An 11,861-nucleotide genomic window follows, 5' to 3' on the forward strand; every position below is an offset into this window, starting at 1 on the left:
ACCCGGTCAGCGTCACCGAATTCCCACCCGCCGCGGGCCCCGAAGACGGCACCACGGAACTCAACACCGGTGCAGAAACCGACGTGTACGTGTAGGTGACGAACTCCGAACTCGTGCCTGCCGGCGTGGTGACAGTGACCTGAACCGACCCCGTCCCCGCGGGAGCGGTGGCGGTGATCTGCGTTGCGGAGTTGACCGCGAAGGATGTCGCCCTGTTCGCCCCGAAACGCACACTGGTGGCTCCGGTGAAGCCCGTGCCGGTCACAGTCACACTGGTCCCTCCCGCGGCGGAGCCCGAACCCGGCGAGAGGGAGACGACCGTGGGCACGGACGCGGTCGTGTGAATAGACGTGGTCAACGGATGTTTGGATACGCTCACGTGATCGACTCTTTCTGAAGGTACGCCGATGGGGCGCCAGGCCAGAAGCGACAAGAGGTGACCCGGGGGGTGGAATCGCGCGGGGGCCTGCCGGGCGGAGGGGATCTGTCCCGGCAGGCCACCCGCGCGCCTGGCTCTGAGGGAAGAAGCCAGGTTCAGCGGCCCGAACCGTCAGATACCGGGCCCTGCGGTGTACGTGAAGGCTCCGGTATCGGTTACGGAGCCACCGGCCGTGGTCACGACCACGTCGGCGGCGCCAGCGGTACCGGGCGGAGTGACGGCCGAAATCGTGGTGTCACTGATGACGCTGAAGGGCGCGAGAGCACCACCGAAGGAGACCGACTGCGTGGTGGTCAGGTTGGTGCCCGTGATGGTCACCGCGGTCCCACCGGAGGTCGGTCCGGCCGTGGGAGCCAGAGTGGTGACTGTGGGGGCGTCGACGTAGGTGTACGACAGTCCGTTGTTGGTACCGCCCGCGGTGGTCACCCTGACGCCGACCGGCCCAGCCGCTGTCCCGGCCGGCACGGTGACGGTGAGCTGACTGTCGTTGACGACGGTCGGTGTCGCCGAGACCGTCCCGAAGGTCACCGCGGTGGCGGTGGAGAGACCGGTGCCGTTGATGGTGACGGTGTTGCCGCCCGCGGTGACACCAGAGATCGGGCTGAGGCTCGACTTGAACGGCGCGCCCACGTAGAAGAAGGACAGCGGATTGCTGGTCCCGCCGGGGGTGGTCACCGTCACGTCGACCGTACCCGTCCCCGAGGGGGAGATCACAGTGACCGAGGTGGCCGTGTTGGCCGTGATCGTAGCCAGCTTCGAACCGAAGTGGACGGCAGTGGCACCGGCGAGGTTCGTGCCGGTGATGGTGACGACCGTCCCACCTCCGGTGGACCCACTGTTGGGGGAGATAGGCATGGGATGCCTCCTTCGCTTGATGTGTGGATGAGTGGAGGGCTCGCCGAGACACGGTGGACCGTGGTGCGCCTCGTAGGCGCAGCGAGCCGGTTGTCCTCCGTCTGTGCCGTCAGCCCGTACAGCCCGGAACGCTCCCCGCGGGGGCGCAGTTGTCCGGCGTGTTGCGGCTGACGTCGCTGGCCAGCAGACTCACCGCACCGGAATTCCGGTAGATGCCCCCGCCGGAGGCAGTGGCCTTGTTGTCGGTGACGCTGCTGGCAGTCAGAGAGACCGTGCCGTTGTCGACGTAGATGCCGCCGCCGGCCACGGCGCTGTTGTCGGTGACCGAGCTGGATAGCAGGGTCAGCCCACCGCCCCGGTTGGAGATGCCTCCGCCCGGCTGGGAAGCCGGAGCCATACCGCCTCGGACGCTGATCGCGGTGAGCGTGAGCTGACCGCTGGTTCCGGGAACGTTCGCATCGCCCTGGACTTCGAGGACCCGGAATGCCGGGGCCGACGGGTCACGGACGATGGCCGTTCCCAGTCCCAGCATGGTGATCGGCGTGGTGATGGGCGGCAGCCCGACCGGGCCGTCCGACGCGCTGCCGTGAGCACTGGTGAGCGAGTACGTGCAGAACGGGGGCAGGAGCAAAGTGTCCCCGCCTGCTGCGTTCGCCGCGTTGATGGCTGCCACCAGTGAGCGCTCGCTGCACAGCACAGGACTCTGGGCATGTGCGGTGGCCGGGGCTGTGATCAGGCCCGCGGCCAGAGCGCAGAGGACGACCGCGGAGCGAAGAGAACGACGGGCGGTTGGCATGATGCTCCCAGAGGGTCACGTGAGCCGTTGCTCCCACCCGCGCCAAGAAGCAGCACGGGTGGTGACGCACGTCCTCTGCCGAGGGATCTCATGAGGCATCACCGTCGGACCGGCGCAGGGTCGGGGACTCCAAACCGGGCAACGACAGAACCACCGTCACTTGCTCCCCCGGAGAAGATGGGCGGCTCACCGGATTGGACGTACCCAGTAACCCACCAGGGGGAAAGCACGGGCAACGTCACCGAGGACATGTCACCCGATTGGCAGGGCGCGTTGTCTGCTCAACGCACACCCCGCCCTTCTCTCGTCCGGTCTCGTCTCCACGCCTGAGGCTCGCACGTCCCGGTCGGCCAGGAGCTCGGTTCCCCGGGTAGTTGTCCGGAGCAGCCGAAACCGGTGCCACACGGCAGCCGAGTTCAGTGACGCCGAGGGTGGCAACGCCAACGTCAACACCCCAAGTGCGGCGGCCGCCCGCCAAAGTTGCCGATCAGCAAGCACTCGGCCGAGCTGGTGCGGCAGGCGATCGACGGCCGCAAGGACGGACCCGCGCTGCACATCGGCGGGCGGCCGATCAGCCGCGAACAGGCAACGCGTACTGCGCGCTCGGCGGACGCTGGAAGCATCCACGCGTTCCCGCTCTCCGGGAAGCGGCGCAGGCTCGCGGACTTCCGGCAGGACGTACGACGGCCGCGCAGTGCCACGTTCGACGGGCGGGGCCGGCATCCGGTTCACGCAGCGCTGCTGCCCTCGCCGAAGAACACCACTGGCGCGCACGCCAACCAGCAGCAGCCCAAGGTTGGAACACGGCACCGCCCCGCGTCGCGCAGGTCGGCGCTGCGCAACTGGCGCCGGTGTACCGTGCGCTGCGCAAGTCGTTCGAGGACGGCAAGAACGAACCCGGCGCCGCCGACTTCTACTACGGCGAATGCGAAATGCGCCGCAACGACCGCGCCGTACTCCGGCCGGGGAACGCCGTCTGCTGTTCGGCTACTGGCTCCTGTCCGGCTACGGCCTGCGCGCCTCCCGCGCCTTCAGCTGGCTCCACGCCACCATGGCCCTCTCCGTACTGCTCTTGATGGCCTTCGGACTCCCCGACCACGACCCGAACCCCGCCACCACCGGCGCCTATATCGAAATGGCCACCCGAATCTTCGAACCCGCCCTCCTCGGCTTCGGCCTCCTCGCCATCCGCAACCGCATCAAACGCTGACCAACATCACTCTCCGCAATCAGCACCGGATCACGAGAGCAGCCACCACCTTCTACGGAGCAGCGTGCACTTTCGCAAAGATGCGAGGTGCGAGAGCCCCAATCTTCGACACCGGCCAGTCGTCGGCGGGGTGTGTTGCATATGCAGCACGGGACGTCGTTGAGCGACACCGAACGCCACCCAACGACATCGAAACACCCCCTCTCACCTGGCCTTTCAGAAAAACCGCAGGTGAGAAGCGTCATGTTGACGGGTTCAAATCCCACCGCTACCGCTCATAAACACCCCTCTGATCTGCGGAAACGCGGTCAGGGGGGTGTTTTGCGCGTTGCATATACAACACATGTGTTGCACAGGAGCACCGACGGAGTCACTTCCGTCGTCAACTCCCCTATGGACAAGGGGTCCTGAAGCAACAACCTTCGGTGGGGCTGCCACCCACGGGGCACCCCTCCAGGCTGCGAATCTCAGAGTCCAGAACGGTGGAGAACCCAACCACTTCGCGTCGCAGCCGTCTCATCTGCGGCTCGGCACCACGACGGAGAACCGGTCGCCAGCATGTTTGCCGAGCACGCGCCGGACCTTGCACCGCCGGAGAAGGCGGCGACCAGCTTTGAACAAGGGGCTGGGACCGTCGCAGATCAGATGGTGTTTGCTGCCCGCTCTCCGCCGGTCACCCGGCGACGGACCGGTGCCGACGCTCGCCTTTTCGTGTGGGAGCCGTCCACGCACGCGCGTGACCAGCAGAGTTCGCCAGCCGCGCTCGGCTCGCGGGCAGGACTTGGTGCAGCCGATCGAAGATTCGTGCCTTCCGCCGCCGGTCCAGGCGCCACCAACAGGCTGCTCCCGATCCGAACCCCGGCTCCAGATATAGAAGTTGCCAAGCTATGTAGTTGTAGGGGACGAGCAAGATGCCCTGGCGCCAGAGCCGCTCGGCTACGGCCGTTGCCTCGGAGACCGCTCCGGCCACGGCCGGCAAGGGCTCGGTCAGCACCCCCTCCCCGTAGTCCACAATCCACGATCGAGTACTCAAACCCTCACAAACAGCTGAATCTCCTCACGGTAACTCCCCGCCAGGCCATATCGACAAGATCGCGTTACGAGCGCTTACGAGGAAGCGGACAGCGAGGGTAGTGGGATACCCCAATACATGAGTGACCAGAGTGCTGTATGAGGTTAGCAAGATTCGCACTCTTCGCACCCAGAGCACATGATCTTCGATATACTCAATTTTGCAGCCAGCCCCCACTCGAATGAGCATTAAACTCACCAGGCCAAGGGGAACTGAATGACTCAACTAGAAAAAATGCGATGGGTCCTTTTCTATGTTTTCGTGACCCTATTCGTATTGATTGTCGGCTCTACAATCTGGGTCATTTTCTTCTCGGTGAATGGATGGAGCCCCCAGGACAAGGAATTCATCACAAAGGTCTTCGTAGGGGAAGTGGGAATTTCGATCGTCGCCTTGTTTTACGGCCTCTTCAACTTGAAGAATATGCAAAATCGAGAAGTTCTCACAGGAGGTGACACAGGGATTGAAAGTGGCGCCACCGATACATTTTACGTGAAGACACACCCACGAAGTCAGCACCCGAACTTCTTTTCCGAGGTAGAGGAGTTGATTCCAAAATCCAAAAACATCACATTGATTGCAGTGGGCTTGAACCTACTCTGGGAGAAGCACATCGTGGACATGTTGATTCGGCGCGCACAGGAGGGCACTTGCAACGTAACAGTATGCATGGGGAACACCGCGAGCCCACACGTAGAAGACAGGTTCATCGAAGAGGAAATGGAGTGGAACCGGCCACAAGTAGGCAAGCCAGGGGTCGACAGGAATATCAGAGCACTAGTCGAGCGGCTGCACGCCTCAGGCAACCCTAGGAAATTCAAATTTGTACTTTTCGAGCACTACCCGACGTTCGCCACTTTAATTTTCGATAATGATTTATTCATTTACCCCTACGGCTATCAGTCCCTCGGGAATGTGAGTCCGATCTTCCATGTCAGGAATGACGGAAGCGACCAAGCTAACTTCTTTCTAGAGAATGCGCGGAAGATCGTGTCTAATTCCATTCCTGCAAACGATCTTGCCTCAGTAAGGAAGAATCGTCGTTTCCGCTCAGATGATTGGATTCTCGCAGCCGTCTACATTATTCCGTCGCAAGACAGCCCCATTTACCAGTTCGGGTCTTCCGTTCTTGGCTACGATATTTACGACGCGCAACCAATTCCAGCTCCGCAGAATCTAAAATTTGCCCGCGATTGTGTGGGAGAGTCCGCCGATTACGGGTTCCACGCAACGCTAGCCGATGCTCTCTACTACTCCTCGGAGAAGCAGATTGAGCGGGTTAGGGCAGAAGTCAGATTTCTGTCGCAAGAGTTCAAGCCGTTCCATTTGGATGGACTTGAGCCTGTAGTCAGTCCGCATGACAGCCGGGCGGTCGTCATTCGAGCTCAGGACTCCAGCGGAACCGTTGAGTCTATTCATCACGAGCTGGTGTCGCGTGTCTATAGGAGTGCTGTCTCTTCAACCTACCTGGCAGGGCAGACCACTAAGGCACTCCCCAGTGGGGACCATCGAGCCCAGATGATGCTGGAGCGCTACGGGTCACCTTTCATCTTGGATAAATTCATGCTTCATTTCACTGTGTGCGGCTCATGCCCGGAAGGGACCACTTCCGGAATTGCCGATTCCATCCAGCAACAGATGGATGGAATCCTTCGAGAAAAAATTTACGTCGATCAGATCGCCTTGGTCATCAAGCGCCCTGGTCAAAACAAATGGACTATTGAAGAGGCATTTCCCCTTTGCGGTCCTCATTAGTCTTAATCGAACGACATTCTGAAATGGACCTCAGTGGGCTGGCGTCACGCTCCCAAGGCGGCGTGCCGCACAGCTCTGTTTTCCCGAGGTCGAGGGCAGGTCGGAAGGCGTCGTCAGCCCACGCCCACGAAGGGTGGCCGTGTGGCGTTGAGGGTGATCGGATTTCCCTGTTTTGGCGACGAGTTGGGCCTCTGGTACGGCAGGACGATCGGTCCGCATGCCGTCCGTGGCTTGCCCCTTTTCGGCACCCGACACCCCATGGGAGCCGCCACCCTCATGAGCACACCCACGCCTCCCTCGCCCAGGGCACCGGACTGAGAGTACTGCGCACATGGCACAGACCCCGTCACCGACCCCGTCGGCTGCCCCGGCCTCATCGTCCCGGGCCGCACCGCGTGCCCTCGCCCCCTTTGCCGATGCCGACCGCGACGCCTACCCAGCCAGCCTGCCCCCGGCACTGGCATCGACCACCGCGGCACCACCTTCGCCGAGTCCCTTCTCGATGCCCTACGCTCCCCCACCACAGACACCGCTCTCCTCGGCGAGGTCCGGTTCGGCTCGGCGACCTTCCAGAGCTTCGCCTGGTTCGAATCGGCGACCTTCAAGAGACACGCATGGTTCGAACCAGCGGCTTTTCAAGGCAACGTCACCTTCGGATCGGCGACTTTCCTATACGACGCCATGTTCGTAGAGGCGGTCTTCAAGAAGTCGATCACTCTCGGGCCGGCGGTGTGCGCCGGGAGTGTGGACCTGTCCGGGGCGGTATTCGACAGCGCAGTAACACTCTCACTCGCCGCGCGCCACCTGGTGTGTCGGCGGACGCGCTGGTCGTCGACGGCGGAGATACGTCTGCGCTACGCCACGGTGGACTTCACCCACGCGGTCCCGGAGTCCCCCCTCACCATCGCTGCGCAGGCCGGCCCCTTCACAGGCCCCAACGGGGAGCAGGTGGCAGAACAAGCTCTCACCGACGCCCCCGCCCCGCCCGACCCCACCGTTCAAATAGCATCGCTCCGCGGCGTGGACGCCGCCCACCTAGTCCTCGCCGACGTCGACCTCTCGGAATGCCTGCTCACCAGGACCGTCCACCTGGGCCAGCTACGGCTGGAAGGCAACTGCCCCTTCGCCGCCGTCCCGCCCGGCACACGCTGGCAGCGCTGGCGCCCCGTCCGGTTCGCTCCGCGCCGCACCCTCGCCGAAGAACACCACTAGCGCGCAAACCAACCAACAGCAGCCCCAGGCTGGAACACGGCAGCATCCGGTGGCACACACGTCGGCCCGGCGCAGCTGGCACCCGTGTACCGGGCGCTACGCAAGTCGTTCGAGGACGGGAAGAACGAACCCGGCGCCGCGGACTTCTACTACGGCGAATGCGAGATGCGGCGCAACGACCGCACCGGCGCACCGGTCGGCGAACGCCGTCTGCTGTTCGGGTACTGGCTGCTTTCCGCTATGGCCTGCGCGCCTCCCGCGCCTTCAGCTGGCTCCTTGTCGCCATGGCGCTCTCCGTACTGCTGCTGATGGGCTTCGGGCTGCCCGACCACGACCCGGACCCCACCCCGCCACCACCGGCACCGTGCACGGCACCAAGATCACCCTCAACACCAACACCCCCGACCCCGCCCTGCACCTCAGCTACCACCAACGCCTCAGCTGGGAACGCGCCGAGAGAGCCACCCGCGTAGCCGTGAACTCCGTGGTCTTCCGCTCCAGCGGCCAGAACCTCACCACCACCGGCGCCTACATCGAAATGACCACCCGCATCCTCGAACCCGTCCTCCTCGGCTTCGGCCTCCTCGCCATCCGCAAACGCATCAAACGCTGACTACCATCACTCTCCGCAATCACCACCGGAGTCCGAGAGCAGCCACCACCTACAGCGCAACGCACAATCGCTCTTGGCTGGACGACGATCAGGACATGGACGGTCACAGCCAGAGGCGCTCGGTTCCCGGCGGCCTGCGGACAGAGGAGCTGGCCCCAGGGGACCTCACGCCGAGGACGAGGTCAGTCGGGCAAGAGCAGACACACTGGCCTGCCGCCACAGGCCGCGGCAGGGAATTCCACGGCATGACACCGCTCGGCGTGCTCCTCATCGGCCTGCTCAGTGGGCGCACAGGCGCCCGCGCGGGGCTGGTGGCGGGGCGGCGCGGCGACGGTGGTGGCGGTGCTCGCCGTTCTTGGGGTGCCGGCGGTAATGGGCCGCCGGCACCCCAAGCGGTGAGAGGAAGGCCCTCAGTACAGTTTGGTGCAGTACCAAGGGGTCGGATACGCGTAGTCCATGTGCCCACACACGCGGACGTTGTCACGCCCGGCTCCCATGGCAGTCCATGTCCTTCCGAGCCCCGGAGGGGTGTAGTCATCCGTAAAGGCGCTGTACGTGTACGGCGGATACTGTGCCTCCGGCGGGAACCCGTCCAGGTTCGTGGTCCAACTGCTCCCTCCGCCGTGTTGCACCATGCGGCCCCAGTGGGCATTGCACGAGGGCGAGAAGCGGAGCTCCCAGATGTTGTCGAAGGCGACGAGCTGCTCGACGGTGATCGCGTCGGCCGCGCAGCCCAACGCCTGCGGGTCCTTCCCCGTGCAGCCCCCGTCGAAGCACCTCGCGGCCTGCGAGGACGCGGGCGTGGCTGCCTCGGCTGTTCCGGCCGCGCCGAACATCATCTGTGACGCCGCGAGGGCAGCGACAGCGAGTCCGCCGCTCAAGGCTCGCCGCTTCGTAGTGCGTCCCAGGCGCGAGATCCAGGAAAACATCATTCCGTCAATTCCTCCATGGCAGTTCCGACGTGACCCGAGGAGTATGACTCGGCTCACACACCGGACAGGAGGGCTTACTGATGCGTATTCAGCTCTGATTGATAGCCCAAGGGCCATGAGTTGCCTACCATTAGGTGTTTTCAACCTCCGGTGCATCGGTCACGGGCCTCTTGCCGGGCCCCACGTCAGAGGGCTGTACTGGTAGCTGCTGGCGTGCGGGCCACGACGGGGACGCCCCAGTCATCTACGGTCCCTGGGGCTCGGACCTGCAAGTTCGCCCCCGTTTCAACCCTCCATCTCTACCCCCCGGCACCACCAGCGCAGCCAGGGGCCCGGATCACGCAGCACACCAATAACCCGACAATCACTCTCCGCGATCGTCGCCGGCGCGCAAGAGGGCCATCGCCACATGCCAAGCAAACGTGTACCTCCGTGGTGAATCTCACCAAAGAGACCCGACTCTTCTACGCCTTCGGCAAGTGCAAGGACGAAAACCTTCAGGCGGAGGTGGCTCCCGGCGTCGAATTCAACGAATTCGAGAACCCGGTGAGCTCCTGGCGCTGACGGGAGTTGCTGCCCTCGTGAGTGTAAGGGGCCCGGTCCAGGCTTGGGTTCTCACCTCGATCTTTCGTGACGGTCCGTCGGATTCTCTGGCGGGCCGTTTCGGCCGTCCGGACTGATCGGGGGCAGGGAGGGGGCCCGGCTGTCGCGTCGAGTGGGCACCGGGTTCCACGGCTCCGGTCGGGTGGTGCTGCTCGTTGAAGCGGGAAATTGCTGGTCAGCCGGGGTTCGCCTGGGTTACGAGCCGTTGCAGGGCGTCGGTGATCTCGCTGGCCCAGGGCCAATGCTTCGCGAGACGGAGGATGCGGCGCCACCAGGTGGTGACGGACCGTCGAGCCCCGGACACCGCGGCGGTTCCATGGCCGCACGCTAGAGGAACCACGGCTCCGAACACCACAGCCGGGCCCCTCACCCGCTGGTCTGACTTAGGCACCGTGGCACCGGTGTACCGGACCAAGGGGACGGCTACCGCCGCTACGACGCCGCCGGCACAGCAGTGCGGCGCCGGTGACCGGACCGCTCCCGGCCCCCGGCGCCGCGGGCTGACCGCTGGTCAGGTCTTGTATCGGGCGGCGGCGAAGTTGAGGTGGTTCGTTGTCGCCCCGCCGACAAGGAGGATCCTGTTCGAGGGCTGGATGACGACGGCGCGACCGCCGTCTCCCAGCCCCGCGAAGTCGGTGCGGACGGCACCGCCGACGCCGAAGGTGGTGTCCGGGCTCCCGTTCGTGTTGAGCCGGTACACACCGAAGTCGCCCGCCACGGGGTCGGCGAAGCTCGCCAGGCCGGTGGTCTCGCCGATGAAACCTCCGGCGACGATCTTTCCGTCGCTCTGGATGGCCAGACCGCGTACCCCGTCCGCCAGCGCTGTGGGGTTGATCTGCGTCTTCCCCGCGGTGCCGAAAGCCGTGTCGAGGGTGCCGTCGGGGTTGTAGCGCGCCCAGCCGGCCTTCACGTCCCCGCTGATCCCGACGGGGTCCGTGGAATCGGTGTCCCCACCGAGCACGAACTTGCCGTCGCTCTGCGTGACGATCGCGAACGCCAGGTCGTTGAGGCCGTTGAAGTCCGTGCGCACCAGCCCGGCGGAGCCGAACGTGGTGTCCAGGCTCCCGTCGGCGTTGAACCGCGCGAGGAGGAAGTCGTCCTGGGTGACCGTGTTGGAGTCGAACCCGGCGACCATGAACTGGCCCGTGCTCAGCAGGGCCAGCGCGAAGAGGTGACCGGCGTTGCCGATCGAGACGGCCTCCTTTCCCGCCCCGCCCGCGAAGGTGGTGTCCAAGCTCCCGTCGGGGTTGAGCCGGATCAGTCCGGCGTTGGCACCGGCGGCGCCGACGCCGAGGATCTTGCCGTCGGGCTGGATGACCATCCCGCGGATGGCGTCCCCGGTGGGGCCGCTGATGTCGTAGACGGCCACGCCGCCCGCGCCGAACGTGGCGTCGAGCGTCCCGTCGGGATTGAACCGGACCACTGCGACGTTCCCGCTCGGCTCGGATCCCTCGAAGCCGCCCACCACGATCTTTCCGTCGGTCTGGATGGCGACCGCGCGGGCGACGTCCTCCTCGGCGCTGAGGGAGAGGTCCACCTTTCCACCGGTTCCGAAGGTGGTGTCGAGGCTGCCGTCATGGTTGAGCCTTGCCACACCGAAGTCCCCGGTGCTGACGTCACCGACCCGGCCCGCCAACACCAACATGCCACCGCTCTGGACCGCCACCGCGTTGGCGATGGAGGTCGTACCGAAATCGACGACGGCCTTTCCCCTGGTCCCGAACGACGGGTCCAAATCACCGGCAGTCACAGTTCACCTCGCAACGCATCGTGGATATGAGTCTCACGACAGAACCTCCCTTTGCTCCCGCATGTCCGGCTGTGCTCGCACGCCTGCCGACCGCGCACCACCGCATTCCCGCCTCATACGCGCCTTTCCGCACCTGGATGCGCGCGACGGCAGGCGCCGTCTGCTGTGTGGAAAGAAAGAGCCGCGGTGGATCCGGACCGGCTCACCCGCTTCGCCCGGGTCTCGTCACCGTCCTGTCCGGCCTGCCTGAGGACGAACGCGCCGGGCGGGCGGCAGGTGCCCCTGGTATGCCCTGTCCGCTGGGCCCCAACCACGCGTTTCCTGCCCACGTCATCCACGAATCACCTGGGCACCACCCGCACACGGGATGACCATGCGTCAGGCGTGGTCAGGGCCGTGGGCTGCTTCGCAGCGCGGTGCACGCCGACACCTCTTTCGACGGAGCGACACCCCGCCATGGACACGAGCGGGCGTCCACGCGACGGCCCCACCCGGTACGCCGCGAAGAGGATCGCGACGGCCGGCATATGCCTCGCAGAGGCTCGCCCCTCCCCGTTCCCGGCTCATAGCGACGTCCTGACCAAACTCAGCCGATCCTCCGCCTTGGGCCACTTACTCCGATCG

At 64.9% G+C, this 11,861-nt stretch carries 10 protein-coding genes; 5 read left to right on the forward strand and 5 right to left on the reverse strand.

Annotation, left to right across the window (positions count from 1 at the left end):
• The 3 genes from ACZ4U4_RS01685 to ACZ4U4_RS01695 form a co-directional block, all read right to left on the reverse strand.
• Window positions 1-271, reverse strand: a 271-nt coding sequence (locus ACZ4U4_RS01685; RefSeq protein ID WP_467868240.1) for an IPT/TIG domain-containing protein, incomplete at its 3' end; no start/stop codon positions are given.
• A gap of 279 nt (window positions 272-550) precedes the next feature.
• Window positions 551-1,294 (reverse strand): IPT/TIG domain-containing protein, encoded by a 744-nt coding sequence (locus ACZ4U4_RS01690; RefSeq protein WP_467868241.1) that lies wholly within the window; start codon window positions 1,292-1,294, stop codon window positions 551-553.
• A gap of 109 nt (window positions 1,295-1,403) precedes the next feature.
• Window positions 1,404-1,967, reverse strand: coding sequence for a hypothetical protein (locus ACZ4U4_RS01695; protein ID WP_467868242.1), 564 nt, complete (start codon window positions 1,965-1,967; stop codon window positions 1,404-1,406).
• 1,048 nt (window positions 1,968-3,015) lie between these two features.
• Between ACZ4U4_RS01695 and ACZ4U4_RS01700 the strand changes: the two genes are divergently transcribed.
• The 4 genes from ACZ4U4_RS01700 (at window position 3,016) to ACZ4U4_RS01715 (ending at window position 7,952) form a co-directional block, all read left to right on the forward strand.
• On the forward strand, window positions 3,016-3,300 hold the full coding sequence (locus ACZ4U4_RS01700; RefSeq protein ID WP_467868243.1) for a hypothetical protein: 285 nt from the start codon (window positions 3,016-3,018) through the stop codon (window positions 3,298-3,300).
• Between the two features lie 1,333 nt (window positions 3,301-4,633).
• Entirely contained in the window at window positions 4,634-6,127 is a 1,494-nt protein-coding gene (locus ACZ4U4_RS01705) for a DUF1045 domain-containing protein (RefSeq protein ID WP_467868244.1), read from the forward strand.
• 681 nt (window positions 6,128-6,808) lie between these two features.
• The gene (locus ACZ4U4_RS01710) at window positions 6,809-7,339 is read left to right on the forward strand and encodes a hypothetical protein (RefSeq protein WP_467868245.1); all 531 of its coding nucleotides are present in this window, start codon (window positions 6,809-6,811) and stop codon (window positions 7,337-7,339) included.
• A gap of 364 nt (window positions 7,340-7,703) precedes the next feature.
• On the forward strand, window positions 7,704-7,952 hold the full coding sequence (locus ACZ4U4_RS01715) for a hypothetical protein (protein ID WP_467868246.1): 249 nt from the start codon (window positions 7,704-7,706) through the stop codon (window positions 7,950-7,952).
• Window positions 7,953-8,362: 410 nt separating this feature from the next.
• Here the strand turns inward: ACZ4U4_RS01715 and ACZ4U4_RS01720 are convergent, their stop codons facing one another.
• A complete protein-coding gene (locus ACZ4U4_RS01720; RefSeq protein WP_467868247.1) occupies window positions 8,363-8,833 on the reverse strand; it encodes a DUF2690 domain-containing protein in 471 nt (156 codons plus the stop codon).
• A 486-nt stretch (window positions 8,834-9,319) separates the two neighbouring features.
• On the opposite strand from ACZ4U4_RS01720, the gene ACZ4U4_RS01725 reads away from it, so the two are divergent.
• On the forward strand, window positions 9,320-9,448 hold the full coding sequence (locus ACZ4U4_RS01725) for a hypothetical protein (protein ID WP_467868249.1): 129 nt from the start codon (window positions 9,320-9,322) through the stop codon (window positions 9,446-9,448).
• 550 nt (window positions 9,449-9,998) lie between these two features.
• Here the strand turns inward: ACZ4U4_RS01725 and ACZ4U4_RS01730 are convergent.
• Window positions 9,999-11,237 (reverse strand): hypothetical protein, encoded by a 1,239-nt coding sequence (locus tag ACZ4U4_RS01730; protein ID WP_467868250.1) that lies wholly within the window; start codon window positions 11,235-11,237, stop codon window positions 9,999-10,001.
• Window positions 11,238-11,861 lie beyond the last annotated feature (624 nt).

The organism is Streptomyces sp. NPDC029159, from assembly GCF_055564055.1.

What these genes read in the sequence shown, in the direction of transcription:
- ACZ4U4_RS01690 (WP_467868241.1), bottom strand. Translation starts at nt 1,294, where the DNA reads ATGCCTATCTCCCCCAACAGTGGGTCCACCGGAGGTGGGACGGTCGTC.
- ACZ4U4_RS01700 (WP_467868243.1), top strand. Translation starts at nt 3,016, where the DNA reads ATGCGAAATGCGCCGCAACGACCGCGCCGTACTCCGGCCGGGGAACGC.
- ACZ4U4_RS01710 (WP_467868245.1), top strand. Translation starts at nt 6,809, where the DNA reads ATGTTCGTAGAGGCGGTCTTCAAGAAGTCGATCACTCTCGGGCCGGCG.